Origin of the sequence: Paenibacillus shirakamiensis, from assembly GCF_017874255.1 — a bacterium.
GTDB lineage: Bacteria > Bacillota > Bacilli > Paenibacillales > Paenibacillaceae > Fontibacillus > Fontibacillus shirakamiensis.
This window is the reverse complement of sequence record NZ_JAGGLD010000002.1, coordinates 388,667-407,401: the sequence shown is the minus strand read 5'-3', so window position 1 is coordinate 407,401 and position 18,735 is coordinate 388,667. Positions and strand designations below refer to the sequence as shown.

The 18,735-nt window shown below is 41.2% G+C and carries 11 protein-coding genes; 10 read left to right on the top strand and 1 reads right to left on the bottom strand.

Features of this window, described 5'->3' with window-relative positions:
• The first annotated feature begins 1 nt into the window (after position 1).
• The 4 genes from J2Z69_RS08835 to J2Z69_RS08820 all read left to right on the top strand — a co-directional run bounded on the left by J2Z69_RS08835 (position 2) and on the right by J2Z69_RS08820 (position 10,845).
• On the top strand, positions 2 to 8,749 hold the full coding sequence (locus J2Z69_RS08835) for a S8 family serine peptidase (protein ID WP_209861234.1): 8,748 nt from the start codon (positions 2 to 4) through the stop codon (positions 8,747 to 8,749).
• A gap of 13 nt (positions 8,750 to 8,762) precedes the next feature.
• On the top strand, positions 8,763 to 9,176 hold the full coding sequence (locus J2Z69_RS08830; RefSeq protein ID WP_209861233.1) for a barstar family protein: 414 nt from the start codon (positions 8,763 to 8,765) through the stop codon (positions 9,174 to 9,176).
• 837 nt (positions 9,177 to 10,013) lie between these two features.
• Positions 10,014 to 10,505, top strand: a complete 492-nt coding sequence (locus J2Z69_RS08825) for a DsrE/DsrF/DrsH-like family protein (RefSeq protein WP_209861231.1) — start codon at positions 10,014 to 10,016, stop codon at positions 10,503 to 10,505.
• A 73-nt stretch (positions 10,506 to 10,578) separates the two neighbouring features.
• Entirely contained in the window at positions 10,579 to 10,845 is a 267-nt protein-coding gene (locus tag J2Z69_RS08820) for a metal-sensitive transcriptional regulator (protein ID WP_209861229.1), read from the top strand.
• Between the two features lie 172 nt (positions 10,846 to 11,017).
• Here J2Z69_RS08820 and J2Z69_RS08815 read toward each other — a convergent pair whose 3' ends face one another.
• Positions 11,018 to 11,338: a PadR family transcriptional regulator gene (locus J2Z69_RS08815; protein ID WP_209861227.1), complete on the bottom strand. Its 321-nt coding sequence runs from the start codon at positions 11,336 to 11,338 to the stop codon at positions 11,018 to 11,020.
• 252 nt (positions 11,339 to 11,590) lie between these two features.
• Here J2Z69_RS08815 and J2Z69_RS08810 point away from each other — a divergent pair, with 252 nt between their 5' ends.
• The 6 genes from J2Z69_RS08810 to J2Z69_RS08785 all read left to right on the top strand — a co-directional run bounded on the left by J2Z69_RS08810 (position 11,591) and on the right by J2Z69_RS08785 (position 18,712).
• Positions 11,591 to 13,414, top strand: a complete 1,824-nt coding sequence (locus J2Z69_RS08810) for an ABC transporter ATP-binding protein (RefSeq protein WP_209861225.1) — start codon at positions 11,591 to 11,593, stop codon at positions 13,412 to 13,414.
• Positions 13,395 to 15,215 carry an ABC transporter ATP-binding protein gene (locus J2Z69_RS08805; RefSeq protein ID WP_209861223.1) on the top strand — a complete coding sequence of 607 codons (1,821 nt, stop codon included), beginning with the start codon at positions 13,395 to 13,397 and terminating at the stop codon, positions 15,213 to 15,215. The genes J2Z69_RS08810 and J2Z69_RS08805 overlap by 20 nt, the downstream gene beginning before the upstream one ends.
• A gap of 37 nt (positions 15,216 to 15,252) precedes the next feature.
• Complete coding sequence (locus tag J2Z69_RS08800) at positions 15,253 to 16,080, top strand: nucleotidyltransferase domain-containing protein (RefSeq protein ID WP_209861222.1); 828 nt, start codon at positions 15,253 to 15,255, stop codon at positions 16,078 to 16,080.
• A gap of 141 nt (positions 16,081 to 16,221) precedes the next feature.
• Entirely contained in the window at positions 16,222 to 16,644 is a 423-nt protein-coding gene (locus J2Z69_RS08795) for a DUF948 domain-containing protein (protein WP_209861220.1), read from the top strand.
• Positions 16,645 to 16,808: 164 nt separating this feature from the next.
• Positions 16,809 to 17,795, top strand: a complete 987-nt coding sequence (gene gntB / locus J2Z69_RS08790; protein WP_209861218.1) for a guanitoxin biosynthesis L-arginine gamma (S) hydroxylase — start codon at positions 16,809 to 16,811, stop codon at positions 17,793 to 17,795.
• Positions 17,792 to 18,712, top strand: coding sequence for a DMT family transporter (locus J2Z69_RS08785; RefSeq protein ID WP_209861216.1), 921 nt, complete (start codon positions 17,792 to 17,794; stop codon positions 18,710 to 18,712). Before gntB ends, J2Z69_RS08785 begins: the two co-directional genes overlap by 4 nt.
• Positions 18,713 to 18,735: the final 23 nt, after the last annotated feature.

The following is an 18,735-nucleotide window of genomic DNA, read 5'->3' as shown; positions in this document are numbered from 1 at the left end:
TATGAAGAAGCTATTATCCAGATCATTTCATGTATTTTTGATGAGTTCAGTAATTATAAGCATGTTATCTAGCAGTATTGGGCCTGTCCAAGCGGAACCATCAGGGAACACAATAACCAATGTAACAGCAACGAAGCACCACAAGCAGATTATCGTAAAGTACAAAAATAACGAAAAAGCGGTAGCTAGTAAAAAGGAAATTAAGACCAAGCTAAAATTAGGCAAGTTAGATACCAAAGCTAAGATGCGACGCTCTAATGTAGAAGTACTTGAAATAGGCGATAACGATGATGTGAATCAGACGATCGCTGAATTAAAGAAAGATCCAAATGTTCAGTTCGCACAGCCAGACTATAAATTAACTATTAGTTCTTCAGCATTAGCCGATCGATTCGATGAGCTTTGGGGCTTGTCCAATACAGGTCAGAATATAGGATACCAAGCTGGAGAATCAGGTATGGATATTAAGGCTAAGGATGCTTGGAAAGTAACTCAAGGTGCATCATCCACAGTAGTTGGAGTGCTAGATACGGGAGTGGATATTTCTCATCCTGATCTCAAGTCTCATATGTATATCAATTCCAATGAGATTCCAGACAACGGAATCGATGATGATGGAAATGGCTATGTCGATGATGTGAATGGATGGGATTTCTCTAACCATGACGCAACCGTATACGATAGCGCAGCAGATGATAAGCATGGAACGCATGTGGCAGGAATCATTGCCGAAACGGCTCCGAAAGTAACAATCTTACCGCTAAAATTCATCAGTGGGACAACAGGCTATACTTCGGATGCAATTGAGGCTATTGAATATGCGAAGCAGATGGGTGTTAAAGTCATGAACGCCAGCTTTGGGAGCCCCGAAGTCAATCCAGCTTTGCAGGAGGCGATGAGCCAAAGCGATATGTTATTCGTGTGTGCAGCAGGTAATAATGGACAGGATATGACTAAAGCGCCAATCTATCCCGCAGCTTATAAGTTACCTAACGTTATATCTGTTGCTGCCATTGACAATCAAGGTAAGCTTGCGTCCAACTCGAATTATGGTTCGTCTGTGGATGTTGCAGCTCCAGGGGTAGGAATCTTAAGCACACTTCCTAATCGTGAATATGGTTACTTAAGTGGAACTTCTATGGCCGCGGCAATGTCTACGGGTACGGCTGCTTTAGTAAGAAGTCAGTTCTCGGATTTGACGGCGGAGCAGTTAGCTCAGCGAGTACAATCAAGTACAACTTACTTGAAGTCATTGGAAGGGAAGACTGCAAGCAGTGGAGTAATTAATGCGGCCAAAGCACTCAAAGCAACGGAGACCAAGCCTGATACGAATAAGCCGAATACTACTCAGAAGCCTTCTACAGGAAAAGGAGATATGGTTGTTACCTTAGCTACGACCATTGATACATCCCTACAAGAGCAAATTCACTACGGGGAAGAAGGTGTCTCCGTTACCACGGGGAACTATTCCAAATCCATAACGGATCTTACTGTTACTGCACCAGGATTTAGTGTAGATTTCACTCGAACGTACAATTCTAAGGATGATCGTGCTTCGAGTACTATGGGAAGAGGGTGGACTTTTGGCTTTGAAGGAAATCTGAAAGACGATTCCACGAACTCTACGTTAAAGGTAGCCAAGCTTCCTAAAGGTACGGCGATGGTGTTTGTCAAAAATACCGACGGAACCTATACTGCGAATGATTCACATGGAACCCTTGTCAAACAGACTGATGGCACACATCTATTGACGACGGCAGATCAATATAAGTACGTCTTTAATACCGCTGGATATCTGACATCCATGCAAGATCGTAATGGGAACATAGTCAAAATAGATGTAGATAGCACAGGCAAAGTTGTTAAGATTACAGATACTGTAGGACGTGTCTATACCGTCACATATAATGCAGCAGGCTATCTAACGATGATTACAGATCCAATGAATCGAAATGTGAAATATAGCTATGACGGTTCGAACAGACTTGTAACTGTCACAGATCCAGAAGGAAATGTCATAAGCAGCTATGTCTACGACACTTATGGATATCTCACCAAGCTCAAAGATGCGAGTCAGAACATCGTTGAGACCATTGTGTATGATCATAGCCCTGCTACTGGACCACATAAGGTAAGTCAATATACGGATAATATGGGGAGTCTGCAAAATTATACGTATGATCTAGCGAACCGAATGACGACGATTAAGGATATTAATGGACGAGTCGTTGTCAAATGGTATGACACGGCCATGTTCGTAATCAAGTCTCAAGATCCAGAAGGTAGATTAACATTCGTAGAGTATTACAATGATGCTAACGGATTTAATAAATTTGGTGAAGAGAAGGCGGTTACTGACCGAAATGGAAACAAGACACAGTACACTAGAGATAGCAACGGGAATATCACCAAAAGCGTGAACCCGGATGGTAGCTCTAATGAATATAGCTATGATGATAAGAATAATCTCATTTCTGAAAAAGATGAATTAGGTAAATTAACATTCTATATCTATGATGCTAACAAACTACTATTACTCAAAAAAGTACGACCCCTAAACGGAACAGATAGCTATAACGCAAACGATCCATCAAAATTTGCAACATCCAGCTATGCGTATTATTCACTCGCAGAAGTTCAGAAGCTGGGTCTAAATGTTAGTGGTTTGTTAAAATCAGAGACCGATCCCGAAGGGAATACGACATCTTACACCTACGATCGTTACGGGAATAAAGCTACACTTACAGATCCAGAGGGGAACAGTACAAGCGCTTCCTATAACATATTAGGATGGAAGACCAGTCAAATCTCTCCACGTGGCTATCGTACTGATTACAATTATGATAACAACGGACATGTAATTCGATCTGCTCAGAGTGAGGGAGAGACCAATCGCTTCATTTATGATAGTCAGCAGCGTCTAGTCCAGAGTATTGCTCCCATGCAATATGTTGCAGATAAAGATGGACTTAACGATAATACGCTATCTAATTCATACCGAGATGCAGGCGCAGGGACTCGCTATGTGTATTATCCTAACGGTAAAATCCAAAAGCAGACTGATGTTGTAGGGAATGAGACAATTTTTACTTACGATATCTATGGGAATAAGTTAACTGAGACACGGCCTAATAAATCTTCATATGTCTATCAATATGATGTAATGAATCGGGTTAGTAAAATGTTCTTCAAGACGAGTGCTCAAGCAGTACCGGATCTCCTTGCCGAGTATAGTTATAAAGTTCTGGATAATGGAAAGACACAGAAGAAAGAAATGAAATACTTAAATGGTACAGATACGGCTGTAACCACGTGGACGTATGATGACCAGGGCCAAGAAGTCGAGAGACAGAATCCAGATGGCAATTCAGTAAGTAATGTATATGAGACGAATGGAGTATTGAAGGCAACTACGGATGCAAGGGGAAATACTAGTTACTTCAACTATGATGGTCTGAACCGCCTTACAGACTCTTGGATTCCTTTGGACGCAGGGAAGTATACGTACAAGGGAGTAACTTATGACCGAGATGATCGCAAATTAGTCGAGAGTGTGGGTAAAGATCCGGTAACGTTGTATGCCAAACCACTGGAGGATCGTAAGATCGTTACCAAGTATCAATATGACGGAAATGATAAAGTTCTACAGACTACAACAAGCAGCGGAAGTAAAAGTCTATTTAAGTACGACGAAGAAGGAAACTTAATCAAGAAAGAAATATATACTTCAGCTAATACATCGATTAGTACGGAATATGCCTACAATGATCAAGGTAAAAAAACTTCAGAGAAGCATGTTGTAGACACTAAAGATCTATACTCGGTGACTACCGGACGTGGAGATAAGGCTGTGTTAGAGACTACAACGGAATATGATTTGAATGGTAATGCAGTAGCCGAGACTACACCTGATGGAGTACGATCGGAAGTAACTTATGATGCCTTGAATCGTCCTATAGCAACCAAGAAACCTTCTATAGATGAGCAGGGCAATCCAGTCGTTGTTAGAACCTCATTGACCTATGATTGGCAAGGGAAGGTGTTGGTCTCAACCGATGCCAAGGGGAACAAGACTCAGTTAGAGTATAACGAGAAGGGACTAGCAGTTAAGAAGACGGATGCACTGGCAGGCGTCTCCCTCACTGTCTATGACAAGGCAGACCGGAAGATTGCGGAAATTTCACCTCAGAGTTATGATGCCTCTAAATCATGGAAGGATCTTAGCCGTACGGAATTCACATACGATACCATGAGTAGAATTAAGGTGATTACGGAGAAATTCAATGAGCAAAAGCTAAGTGCTTCGTGGATTTGGTCCCCGGAATGGACAGAGAAAGTGTCCAAAGGTTACCTCTATGATGAGAATGGTAACGTAACCAAGGAGCTGGACGGAGAAGGTTACGCTACAGGTGTAGGAAGTAACATCGATGCTAAATTGCAAACGGGTTATGGTACTATAACTCGTTATAATGCAGCAAATCTCGTTAGTTCCACACTGGATCCAATAGCTAAGGATCGTGGGCTGAAGAATAGCTCATCTTATGCTTATGATGGTGCTGGACGTAAAATTGTCGAGACAGATGCTAACAACGTCCTTGAATTGACTTCCTATGACGATGCAGGTAAGGTCCTTTCTGTTGCAGTTAAGAAATCTGTAACCTCACCAGAGCAGACTATGGAGCTTCACACGTATGATTTAGCTGGACAACCTCTTAGTCAGACGGACGGTAATGGTAACGTAACGTCATATTCATATAATAATTTTGGCTTGATACGTAGTGTAACCTCACCAGGCGACGAGACCATCTCCGATTACACCATAACCAAACAATATGATCGGTTAGGTAATCTTGCCAAAGAAGGGGATTCCTTAGGTAAAGTGAACCTCTATGAATATGATAAAGAATCCCATCTTATTAGTTCAACCGAACAAGCAGAGGATGGTTCACAGCCAATTACTACGAAGACAGCATACGATGTAATTGGGAACAAGCGTTATGAGACGGATGGAAATGGTAATATTCATGAAAATGTATATGACAGTCTCAATCGTCTGATCGAGGAACGCAACTCAGTTACAAATTTGAATGCAGGTGTCAAAGTTCATGTTACCCAATATACGTACGATGCCAATGGTAACAAACTTACGGAGACGAATTGGCTGGGGAATACGGGAACATTAATTTATGACGACAAGAACCGATTAGTTGAGCGAAAAGATGCAAGTGGTGTAACCACACAACGATTGGAATACAACTTAAATGATACACAGGTCCGCTCATGGGATGCATTAAATCGATTGAATTCTTTCGCATATAACAAGAATAATGTCCTAGTGTCTAGCGTGAATGCAGAAGGGAATACCAGTTCAACAGACTATGATGTATTAGGACAGAAGCAGTCAGTGACCGATGAGAATGGTAACACAACTCGATATAGCTATGATTATTTAGGTCACCTAAGTACAGTTACGAATGCATTGGATGAAGTAACTTCATACACGTATGACCTTAATGGGAACAAGCTTACGCAGACGGATGGTAAAGGAAATAAGAGTACATTTGAATATAATGTGAGCGATTTGCTCATTCGGCGAATGGACCCGGCAGCAGTAAGTACTTCAAAAGGGAATTCAACCTATCAAGATAGTCGGATGGAGACCTATACTTATTATGCTAATGGCATGATGAAGACGAAAAAGGATCGTAATGGAAATATCACTTCGTATGTACTAGATATCCATAAGCGTCAAGTCTCTCGTGTCGTAGACGGTCCAACTCTAGCGTCAACGCCATTGCAAGATCGTAAAGTGTCATACAGCTACGATAATAATAACAATCAGCTTACGGTCACAGATAAGAACGGAATCACGTCGAGAACGTACGATGAAATGAATCGTACGGTGACCAAATCTTTGCCGAAGTTAGGTACAAATACGTATCAATACGATGAAATCACGGGATTACCCCAAGGAAATCGAGCGGAGATCACAACGGATGTCAAGGGAAATGTAACTCGTAAAGTCTATGACAAGACCAATCGATTATCAGAGGTTAAAGCGAATAATGATGCATCGTATACCTATAGCTATTATGCTGACGGAACGCGTCAGACTGCCACGTATCCCAATGGAATTCGAGAGGAATACACCTACACACCTGCGAATCGATTGAGTACTTTGAAGAATTTCAAAGGAAATCAAGTTATGGATTCCTATCAATATGCTTATGATGCAGCAGGTAATCAATTATCCAAGGATGAGCTAATTAATAATGTTCCCAAAGGCAAGACGACTTATGCTTATGATGTGTTGAATCGCCTTCAAAGTGTGCTTGAACCTGGAGGAAGACAGACTACGTATGCATTCGACGCGGCAGGCAACCGTACGGAACAACGGGTCAAAGATGCTGCTCAAGTCAAGACCACTCAGTATGAATACAATGATCAGAATCGATTGAATCTGACCCGAGAAATCACATCAGAAGGAAGTGCTCAAGCGGTTAATTACCATTATGATAACAATGGTAATCTAATGAGCAAGACCTCTGAGACGATTAAGAAGATTGATCCACTTAAACCAACAGATCCATCATTTGGCATGTTTATTTATGGCCAAAAGAATGAAAATCCAAGAATTGAGAATATCGTCTCAGGAACAGCTAGTTATGAGTATGATGTATGGGATCAATTAACTAAGTCTAGTTCTGCTGGAGGAACCGTAACCTATGAGTATAATGGTGAAGGATTAAGGACGAAGAAGACCTCCAATGGCACCGTAAATCAGTATGTCTATGAATACGATAAAGTGGTCTTAGAAACCGATGGTTCCGGCAAACAGACAGCATTTAACTTGTATGGTACCAACCTGTTAACTCGTAAGGTAGGAACAGATAAATATTCGTATCTATACAATGGACATGCCGATGTCACAGCATTAGTGAACGATAGTGGAGAGATCAAAGCTTCATATTATTATGATGCCTTTGGGAACATTACAGATTCAACGGGTAATGTAAATAACTCCGTAAGGTATTCAGGGTATGAATATGATGAAGAGAACAAGCTTTATTATCTGAACGCACGTTACTATGATCCTAGCATTGCAAGGTTCATGAGTGAGGATACGTATAGAGGTTCAGATGAGGATGCATTATCGTTAAATTTGTATACTTATGTAAGCAATGAACCGATTATGTACAGCGATCCTACAGGACATTTGCAAAAGTCAGATAAGAATATTAAAAATCTGGAAGTTAAAGCCGAACTGATATCTTTAACAACGGCCTATTTCAATGCTAAGACGTCTGCACAGAGAACTGCAATCTCTCAAACTGCTACAAATTTAAGGGAGAGTCAGGCTGCTAAGCAAAAAGTTATCACACCATTAATGTACGAGACAAAAGCAAATATGAATAAAGTTATCGATATTGTGGTATCCCAAAAAGGTAATATGACAGCTGCGCAATGGAATAGCGCTTTAAAAGCATCAAGTATATCTTCGACAAAGGTCAATGAACAGACGACTAGAACTACTATTGGTCGTACTTTTATTGAAGTAAGCACTAAGGGTACGGCAGATGTAAAAGTTAAAGCAGATATTGGTTATACTATTACAAATAATGAAAAAAAGTTTCTAGATCAAGTTCTTACAGAAAAATTAGCTACAAATGCAACTCAAGGCTTAGCTATCTATGATTTTATGAAAAAAAATTCTCAATATAACAATTTCGATATTTCTAAGAAGTCTATGAATGCATTAAACGTAAATTATGAAAAAGGACAATCTGATTGGGCTAAGGGAGCATTAGAGACGATATTTTGGTTTGCAGAGAAGGGGACGGCTGTAGAGGATCTTCCATTTATAGGATTAGATTCTTCAAGTGTATTTAATGGATTAGGTTTAAAATTAGGAGTAATTGGAACTAGACAGGTTATTAGGGAAATGTCAGTTGGGGAGAGAAATGCAGCTGGCAAGGCTGCTGGCAGTAAAACAACAGGCACCAAAACAGCAGGCACTAAAACAACAACAGGAGGATGTAATTGTTTCACGGCCGGTACAAAAGTGCTTACTGACAATGGAGAGAAGAATATTGAAGACATTGAAGTCGGAGATATGGTTCTTTCGAAAGATGAGGTAACGGGTGAGGTAGCATATAAAGAAGTTACAGCTACGTTTAATCACAAAACGGATGAGATCTTCAAGATTCATGTAGGCGGTCAGACGATTGAATCGACATTTAATCATCCATTCTGGGTTTACGGAAAAGGATGGACTTTCGTCAAAGACCTCAAACCTGGTGACTTGCTTGTTCAAAGTGATGGGAATACACTCAAGATAGACAGCATTGAACTGTTGCACAAGCACGTCACAGTTTACAACATGACCGTTGATGAGTTCCATACTTACTTTGTGAGTGATCTGGGGATTTGGGTGCATAATACAAATTGTAAAATCACCGATCTTCCTACCAATGCACAAGACATCTACAAAAAGTATGAAAAAAACGGTTGGCAGGGAAATGTTTCAGGGCAAACTGAGGGCACTGCAGCAGGGAGTAAATATAACAATAAAGATGGAAAACTTCCCGTTACAGACAGCGCTGGTAATCCAATAAATTACAAAGAATATGATGTGAATAATAAATTACCTAATGAGGCTCGAGATGCACAAAGGTTTGTACGAGGTACTGACGGCTCTATTTATTATACAAATGACCACTATGCTAATTTCACTAAGGTGGTAAAATAGGAGAAGTGAAAATATGCAATTTGAAAATAATCTTATGCAAGAAATTAGTCCCAAAGAGCTTATGTTTATTAAACAGGAATTAACTAGTTACCCTAATATACTCGTTGTTGAACTGAATGGGTCTGAAATACAGTCTTGGGAAGATTACGCCTTAGCAATACAGCAGAATTTTAGATTTCCTACATCCTGCACTGACAGTATTGATAGATATCTTGATTGGATAAGAGATCTGAGTTGGATTGAAAGAGAAAAATATATACTGGTTATACATCAATATGATAAATTTCTTCAGCAAAATCCAAAATTAAAAAATGATATTTTAGCAGATTTCACGGATATCATCTTACCTTTTTGGCAAGAAGAAGTAGAATCTGTTGTAGTGGGAGGGAAAGCTAAAACCTTCATGGTTTACTTAGTGAAAGAATAATGATTAAATTTTAACCTTGATTGGCTTTAATGCTGATCAAGGTTTTCTTTCAATCGAATGGAGAATAAAGAGAAGGTTAAGCTAGCTGTAATAACTCCCGTTTGATATATCCTTAAGATCCTTGTAAACGTAATTTTTAAATTTCTTTCATCGTGTATAAATTCGTAAAATAGAAGCTAGTGCTTAAATCCAATTCTATTATAGGAACAAGATATATATCTAGTATCTAAAAACGCTTAAAATTATTAGTCCCTCCTACTTTTCTACGTAAGCTGAGTAAGCGCCAAAATTAATTTGTTTAGTCTTTGTTTGAGATATTGCTCTTCCTTCGGGTGTAGTCTCCGCATTAATATTCTTCATAAGAACATAGATAATATTCATCTAAAAGCTTAGCTCAAAAATAATAGTCCATCCGAGTCACAACATGTTTCCCTGCTAGTTCCACGAATTGTCGACGTAATTCGGGCCATTCTTATGTATCATATAGCGGCCAAATCAGAACTGAATAATCCATAGCCGCATACCCTATGTTCATCCTTTTCACTGTAACGTTAGCTAATACCGACCAAAAAAGTGAAGTCGCAGCTATCTTCCGGTGTTTACATCACAATTTCTTGGTAAAGCGACTTGACGAAAATCCTAGTGTTAGATAAACTCACAATATACTAATAGGGGTATGTGTATATTGGGTGAATTTATTTAAATTGCACTCGCACTTGTTTGTTAATAGAGTAAATTTTTTTGCTCTTTTACATACCCTATAGGGTATGTAAAGTTCAAAATAATAATTTTAATCATTCAAAAATCTTTTACTACATCACAAAGGAGTTCAAATTAATGACTTTGCAAGAAAGACAACCAGAACGAACCACAATCGTTCTGTTCAGTGGGGAGCTAGACAAGGCCATTGCGGCCTTTATTATTGCAAATGGAGCAGCGGCTTTTGATCATGAAGTTACGATTTTTTGCACGTTTTGGGGGCTGAATGCTCTGCGTAAGGACGAAGCAGTTCCAGTCAAAAAGAATCTACTAGAGCGGATGTTTGGAGCGATGATGCCTAGAGGGCCGCGTAAGTTTGGATTATCCAAAATGAATATGATGGGTATGGGCCCCGCTATGATTAAGAATGTCATGAAAAAGCATAATGCGTTATCGTTGCCACAGTTAATGGAGCTCGCTCAAGAGCAAGGTGTGAAGCTGGTGGCTTGTACGATGACGATGGATCTGCTCGGACTAAAAAAAGAAGAGCTTATAGAAGGGATTGAATATGCAGGAGTAGCCGCTTATCTGGGGGATGCCACCGAGGCGAAGGTCAACCTGTTTATTTGACTAAGGATAATAGGTATAATTATACCTATAGAGGTATAGGCCTTTTACAGCAGATCTGAAAGGGGTTAGTGCATTGAGCTACACATATCCGGATCATATTAAAAAAAGACTCCGCCGCATTGAGGGGCAAGCCCGCGGGGTACTCCGTCTGATGGAAGAAGAGAAATCCTGCAAAGATGTAGTAAGCCAGTTATCCGCAATCCGAAGTGCCGCAGATAAGGCAATAGCTCAGATTGTGGCGGAGAATTTACAGCAGTGTATTTTGGAAGAGCAAGAAGCAGGGAGAGACTCCAGCAAAATGGTGCAAGAAGCCATTGAGCTTTTGGTCAAAAGTCGGTAGACGGTATGTCTATAGAAAGTCGGTTCTCGGTTATCAGCCGGAAGCGGCTTTTTTTGTGAGTCAATAGGCTTCTTGTAGCGGTGCATAGAAGCAATTATTCAAGATGATCCACAGGTGAATTGTTGTCTTCAACCGAATACGCCAAGCTATTTCCATACTTATGGACCATCCATTACTTGAGTCCCTCTATATTATGATAGAGTTCCCGAATTCGTATGATCTCTGCCTGTAAGACCGTTTCTCCCGCTTCTGTGATGTGGTAAAATTTCTTGCGCTCTGCCTCCCGTGTTGCCGAAATCATATGAGATTGATCGAGCTTATGTAAGGTTTGGTAAATGGTTCCCGCACCGAGTGCAATCCGGCCTTGGGTTAGAGTCTTCACATGCTGCATAATGCCATAACCGTGCCTTTCTTCTCTTAAAGATAGCAAAATATAGAACATTGTCTCACTCATAGGAACATACCGTTGTATGAGTTCTATTTCTTTTTCCATAATTAATCGCCTCCTATATCACAGAGTAATATATCGAGTTGTGATGTAGTTAGTATATCACGTTGTGATGTAGAAGTGAATTTTCCATTTCATATGTATTGTTTTACAACCTAAAATTCTCCTCATCAGGCCATGATATAATTAAGTTATTTCAGACCCAAGAGGCCATATACAAAATTACAAGTCTTCTTTTAGAAGAATATTGGAGTAAGTTATACTAAGGCAATCTACATAATTAGCGGAGGACACCTTATGGAATGGATTCTGTCTTATCTCAAAAAGTACAAAATTGCTGCCGGGATGGCTCTGGTTATGCTGCTTCTGGAGTTGTCGGTGGAGCTGTTGCAACCTTTTCTCATCTCCAAAATTATTGATGACGGCATTGCCGTGAAGGACTTATCGGTGGTATGGATGTGGGGTGGGGTGCTTATGGGCAGTGCGCTCATTGCGTTTGGTGCAGGCTTATCGAGTTCCTTTTTTGCTTCCCATGCTAGTCAAGGGTTCGCGTATGATCTTCGTGACAAGCTGTATGATAAAGTCCAATCATTCTCCTATACGGTATTCAGCAAATTCGAATCTTCTTCGCTCATTACTAGGCTGACCGGAGATATTACTCAGCTTCAGGATATGATCTTTATGAGCTTGCGATTTGCCACTCGGGTTCCGCTGGTTGTCATCGGCAGCATTATTATGGCCATGGTCGTTCATGCGAAGCTTGGATTGCTACTACTCATTACGGTTCCCGTCCTGCTTGGATTTGTGCTATGGATGATGAGAATTACTACTCGCAAGTTCAAAGATGTCCAGCAGCGTCTAGACCGAGTGAACGGGGTGATTCAAGAGAACCTTACGGGCATGCGTCTGATTCGCGTCTTCGTTCGTATGGCGCATGAAGTGGAGAAGTTCGCAGGTTACAGCCGCAATTTAATGAAAGGTACGATATCAGCACTGAGGATTACGGAGACGACGGTCCCTTTTATTTTATTGCTTATTAACGCGGGAATTATTGCCGTGCTGTGGTTTGGCCGGATAGACATTCGCTCCGGGAACGCAAGTATCGGTGAAGTGGTAGCGGTCATGAACTACTCCTTAAGAATCATTGGGGCGTTATCTGCTTTATCTTGGATCATGATGTCTTACTCTAGAGCCTTCGCTTCCGCGCAGCGTGTCGTAGAAGTGCTGGATACAGAGGATAGCACGGACATTGCCATAATTACGAAGAACACTTCTGAGAAGACTCTCAAGAACACGTCCAAGAACACGTCCAAGAACACGTCATACTCAGCGGAGATTCCATCACCAGCCCGTGGTCTTATGCAGATTGAAGGACGAATTCAGTTCAGAGATGTAGCTTTTCGGTATCCATTGGGAGATCTAGCTGTATTGAGACATATTTCATTTGAGGTGAAGCCCGGGCAACGGGTGGCAATCATGGGCGCTACCGGATCAGGGAAATCTTCCCTAGTCCAGTTAATTCCCCGCTTGCATGAGCAGACGGAGGGTGAAATCTACATTGACGGTAGGGATATCGTAAGCTTGGAGCCTGCTGAATTAAGAGGGGCTATTGGCTACGTGCCGCAAGAAGTAATGCTTTTCACGGGAACGATACGGGAGAATATCGCTTGGGGAAGAGAAGATGCGACGCTAGAAGAGATTCAGACGGCGGCTAAGCAAGCTCAAATTCATGAGACGGTAGTTAAGCTGCCGCATGGTTACGACACGAAGCTAGGGCAGCGGGGTGTGAATCTTTCCGGCGGACAAAAGCAGCGGTTGTCCATCGCGAGAGCGCTGGTGCGTCAACCGGCGATTCTTATCTTAGATGATAGTACAAGTGCGCTCGATGTCCGTACGGAGGGGCTCCTTCTTCAAGCGCTGGATGAACTGTCATGCACTACATTTTTGATTACTCAAAAAATCAGTTCGACCTCATCCGCCGATCTCATCTTACTTATGGATGATGGGGAGCTTATCGCCCAAGGTACACACGATGAATTAATGAAAAACTCGCCGCTATATCAGCGCATCTATATATCTCAGCATGGGGAGGGAGCACATCATGTTCAAAGCATTTATTGAGCCTTTTCAGCATCCATTCCCGGATCTTACTTTAACGCCAAAAGCAAAAGCCAAGCCCAAAGACTGGTCCGGTACCGTAGGGAGGATTTGGCATTATCTCGCTGTCCGCAAAGTGAAGCTGATCTTCGTGCTGTTGATGGTGGTGCTAAGCTCCGGTCTAGCCCTCCTCGGTCCGTATATGATCGGTCAAGCGGTGGATCACTACCTTCAAGGCACGGGGACGGTACCCTGGCCGCTCTTTCTTATGGGTCTAGGATTCGTCTACGTGTTCTACTCTCTAACTTCTTGGCTGCAAAATATATGGATGATTGAGGTCTCTCAAGAAACGGTGTACCGAATGCGATTTGACCTATTCAGCCATTTGCACAAATTGCCCATTTCTTTCTACGGTAAAAGGCAGCAGGGCGAGATTATGAGCCGGGTTACGAACGATATCGAAAATGTTAGCGGAACCCTGAACAGTTCAGCTATTCAGATTTTTTCTAGTGTGCTTACCCTTGTAGGGACGCTAGGGGTCATGATCTATCTCAGTCCGCTCCTCACCCTTCTGACATTCATTGTTGTGCCGTTAATGATTCTAGGTATGCGCTGGATAACACGCAGAACGGGACCGCTATACAAAGAGCGTCAACGAAACCTTGGAGAATTGAATGGATATATTGAAGAGACATTGTCGGGACAGCGGATCATCAAAGCCTTCTCCCAAGAGGCAAGAGTAATGCGAGGATTCAGAGCACGGAATGCCGCAATTCGTTCTTCTGGATTCTGGGCGCAGACCATCTCAGGATTCATCCCGAAGCTAATGAACAGTCTGAATAATCTAAGCTTTGCCCTTGTTGCAGGAATAGGCGGTACCCTCGCCATTCATGGTTCCGTAACGATTGGGATCATTATTGTGTTTGTAGAGTATGCGCGGCAGTTCACACGTCCATTAAATGATCTCGCCAACCAATGGAATACGTTGCTATCTGCGATTGCAGGAGCAGAACGTGTATTTGAGGTGTTGGATGAGGAGACCGAGAATTCCGATGAAAAGGAAGCTATCGCTCTTGAACATGTGCAGGGTGCAGTGACATTCTCACACGTATCTTTTGCCTATGATGAAAAAGCTCCTCCGATTCTAAAAGACATCAGTTTTGAGGTGAAGCCGGGCGAAATGATTGCCCTTGTTGGACCTACAGGTGCAGGCAAGACGACTCTCATTCAGCTCTTATCCCGCTTTTATGATGCTACGGCAGGTCTCATTACGTTAGATGGCCAAGATATTTGTATCCTGCAAAGGGAGAGTATTCGGAAGAATATGGCGTTTGTCCTTCAAGATTCCTTCTTGTTCCGAGGGACGATTCGCGACAATATTCGGTTCGGTCGATTGGATGCAACCGATACGGAAGTGGAGGAAGCTTCGAAGTTAGCTAATGCACATTCATTTATCATGAGGCTCGATGGGGGATATGATAGAGAACTTCAATCGGATGGCCGCGGAATAAGCCAAGGACAAAAGCAGTTGTTAGCCATTGCTCGTGCTATGTTAGCAGACCCAGCCATGCTCGTATTAGATGAGGCGACCAGCAGCATCGATACGATTACGGAGATCAAAATCCAAGAAGGTCTTAAGCGTCTGATGAAGGGTAGAACCAGCTTTGTCATTGCCCACCGTCTGAATACGATTCGCCAAGCGGATCAGATTCTTGTTCTCCAAGATGGCCGCATCATTGAACGGGGTTCTCATGACGAACTGGTGAAGCTTGAGGGGTTCTACAGCAGTCTTCATCAAGGGAAAATGGCTTCTTTGCCTGAGTGAAATGCGGAATTGCTTTTTAAGTGGAAGGGGATTTGCCATGGATTCCAATCATTTACTTGCCATTGCCGAAGAGATCAAGATAGAACTACTTAGAACATGCCCAGATATACTCTCTATTATAGTTACAGGATCGTTGGCTAAGGGAAGAGTAGATGCTGCCTCGGATATCGATATAATTGTATATCACAAGGGAAATATTCCTGAAGAGGTTGTTCAGTCTACCCATGAGAACATAATTAGATCCGGAGGAGAAATTAAATTCTCTAGCAGTGAAGTGCTCATTATTATTAAGTCTATAGAGGGAGTAAAGTGCGAGATTGCTCATTTAGATAAAAAGAAGGCACAAACCGTCATCCACCGCATCTTGCAAGAGAACAGTACCAATTTGCAAGATCATACGATTGTAACTGGAATTCATTCATCTAGAGTGCTATATGATCATTACGATATCATGAAGCAGTGGAAAAATGAGTTGGCTAGTTATCCTATAGCCTTGGCCGAGGCCTTGGTCAAAGATAACTTAACATTTGAGCCAAAACTAATTCTCCAGCAGCAAGGATTACTCAGGCAGGACTGGGCTTACTTAGCGGAACTCAAGCTTCAGTCTATATTAAATTTAGTAGGGGTACTCTGTGGCCTTAATCGAACCTATCATCCAGGAAGGTTGAAGAGGTTAGATCACACACTAGCAGGATTAGCCATACAGCCTTCTCATCTGCAAGAGAGTATATCGCACCTGATGACTCATGTGGATGCTATCCACCTGTTAGAAGATCTAATCTATGAAACGTTCGATTTAGTCGACTATCATATGCCTTCAGTAAGTACTTCAAAGGCTCGAGTGAACTATGAACATGTTTGGTAAATTTCTAACGTTTCCCTTAAGAGAGAGGAGCGAGAAAATATTTTAGTCTTCTGATTACGAATAAGCGAACTTGAATTCACAAACAATCGGCATGCCTTGCCCTCATGGCTCATAAAATGAGTAGAGAAAGGGGCTGTTCCTATGGTTGAACTCAAAATAAGATATAGTGTGGCCGGTGCGGCTGCTGCTTTTATTGGGCTGAATGTGTATCTAATTCGGACACTTAAAAAAAGCATGACCACACTAGATGAAGTGAATAAGACGCTGGTGGATGCCAGAGGAGTAATTCAGGATTTGTCTGGTGAAGCCAAACAAATCTCGTCCGAAGCCAAGCAGCTTATTCATCAGGCAAATGGCGTTACCAAAGACATTAAAGGCCGAATCAAATCGGTAGATCCTCTACTAGAGACCGCACATGATGTCGGGGAAGCACTGCATCAGGTAACGGATGCGATGCTGCATGGTTCTACTCCGTCTCAAGCCAGTTCTACTAAGGCGGAAGCCACATCGAAGCCGAAGGCAGTCTACAGCACCTCATCCAATCTGCATTTGAAAGTTAAATAATGAACCCAAGGACTATGGAGATGCAACTAAGCCATAGTTCTTTGGCTTGTGTAATTTATGTATTCTATTCTCTCAATTAAAGCAAAATAAACCTTTATTTTTATTACAAATAATACTAAAATTATGTAAAATATAGTATTTAATAATAGAGTGGAGGTTTTATTTTGGCTAGTTATGAATTTTATGCGTTCTCTAATGAAATCAAACAGCAGTTAAAACCACTTTCCAAATCTAATAATTACAGAGCTTTTGTAGGGATTATGTATGATTACTTTATCATCTTTGTAGCTATAGTCCTCAGTCAATACAATCTATACTTTTATATCATTTCATTAGTGGTTATTGGGTCAAGGCAGAGGGCACTGGCTACTATTTTGCATGATGCTTCCCACCTATGTCTGGCCAAAAATCGCAAATTGAATTATGTATTGGGCACATTGTTCTCAGGGTATTTAATAGGCCAGGAATTTAATCTTTATAAAGATTCTCACGTGAAAGGGCATCACACTCATCTGGGGGATCCTCAGAAAGATCCTGATTATCAATTCCATATAGAAGCTGGTCTATACAAACTAAAAAGTGAGCGACATTTTCTCAATAAGTATGTTCTAAGGCCTCTATTTTTGTTGAATATTTTTAGCTATGCTTATTATGTGTTCAGATATAGAATGATGCAATTTAGAACATACCCAAGACAATATATGCATATGCTTTTGCTGTGGATAGGCATTATAGGAATATTGGCTTATATGGGATGTATTAAAGAGCTCTTTATGTACTGGATTGTGCCTTACTTTACAACATTTATGGTGATTGGCTGGTTCATTGAATTAGCAGAACATTATCCATTAGTATTAGACACAAAGAAGAGTATCAAAATGACGCGGAATAGATTCAGCCATTGGCTGGAAGCCTTTTTTCTGAGTATTCATGCAGAGAATTATCATCTAACGCATCACTTGCAATCAAGCATCCCCTACTGGAATATCGCCAAAGCACATCAAATTATGTTGAAAGACAATACTTATGCTGAGCTTAACAGTCTGATGGGCGGGGTTTTTATTTCCTCTAATTCCAATCGTCCATTGATTATAGATTTACTTACTACTAGCAAATTACCTATTTTAACTTCACAGAAGGAGATGGAATGAAAAATACAAATATCATTGGCGTCTTTTTAGCATTAGGAGCTGCCTTATTAAATGGCACGGTAGGGATTCTATCCAAGGACCTCATTTCTTCGGAATTAACATCATCAGCAGTATCTTTTTATAAATGTCTTATTGCTTTCCTTGCCCTTTCCTTATATTCACTTTTTAGTGCAAGTTTCAGACGGGCCATTGTGCATTTAACCTCCAAGATCATGTCGATTGCGTTATGCTCTTTTTTAGGAATCTTTGTTTTATACTTTTTTGAGACTACAGCCTACACTTTTGAAGTGGTACCTTATGTCGTATTTATCTTGTTAGGCGCATCAACCGTAACTACGTTCCTGTGCAGTTCCATATGGTTAAAGGAGAAGAAACATATTGTCAAATATGTAGGACTCCTATTATTGATTGTAGGACTTGTCATTATGGCTTTAGCCGAAGGGGCTATAGGCAGTCTCTCCAAGGGTGCTGTTCTGGCGGGGATAGCAGGATTGGGTTATGGGTTATTCCTTGTCTTTACGAAACGCTTTAAGTTGGAGGGGGGACTACCGCTAATCTGGTACTTCATGTTATTTGGTGTAATTTATCTATTCATCCCTTTTTCTAGAGAAGGTTGGATTTTTCCAGAGATAAGTACATATCCCTCTCTTGTTGCTCTTGCTGTTTTTCCAACGATAGGAGGCTTTTACTGTACTACTATGGCACTTACCATGCTAGAAGCCAATAAAGTACAGATGCTTGAACTCTCGGAGCCTATCTTCGCTACCGTGTTCTCCTTTATCATTCTACAGGAGACCGTTCATGGCATGGAGTGGTTGGGGGCTATAATAATTCTGATTGCCATTGTAATATCTGAATATTCTCCCAAAGAAAAAAAATTATCAAACACGATCTCAGTTCATCAGGATCTACTTTAAAAGGAGCTACTATACTTAATAAG

Excerpts from the sequence above, each read along its gene's own strand:
- J2Z69_RS08835 (WP_209861234.1), top strand. The coding sequence starts at position 2 with ATGAAGAAGCTATTATCCAGATCATTTCATGTATTTTTGATGAGTTCA.
- J2Z69_RS08830 (WP_209861233.1), top strand. The coding sequence starts at position 8,763 with ATGCAATTTGAAAATAATCTTATGCAAGAAATTAGTCCCAAAGAGCTT.
- J2Z69_RS08825 (WP_209861231.1), top strand. The coding sequence starts at position 10,014 with ATGACTTTGCAAGAAAGACAACCAGAACGAACCACAATCGTTCTGTTC.
- J2Z69_RS08815 (WP_209861227.1), bottom strand. The coding sequence starts at position 11,338 with ATGGAAAAAGAAATAGAACTCATACAACGGTATGTTCCTATGAGTGAG.
- J2Z69_RS08810 (WP_209861225.1), top strand. The coding sequence starts at position 11,591 with ATGGAATGGATTCTGTCTTATCTCAAAAAGTACAAAATTGCTGCCGGG.
- J2Z69_RS08805 (WP_209861223.1), top strand. The coding sequence starts at position 13,395 with ATGTTCAAAGCATTTATTGAGCCTTTTCAGCATCCATTCCCGGATCTT.
- J2Z69_RS08800 (WP_209861222.1), top strand. The coding sequence starts at position 15,253 with ATGGATTCCAATCATTTACTTGCCATTGCCGAAGAGATCAAGATAGAA.
- J2Z69_RS08795 (WP_209861220.1), top strand. The coding sequence starts at position 16,222 with ATGGTTGAACTCAAAATAAGATATAGTGTGGCCGGTGCGGCTGCTGCT.
- J2Z69_RS08785 (WP_209861216.1), top strand. The coding sequence starts at position 17,792 with ATGAAAAATACAAATATCATTGGCGTCTTTTTAGCATTAGGAGCTGCC.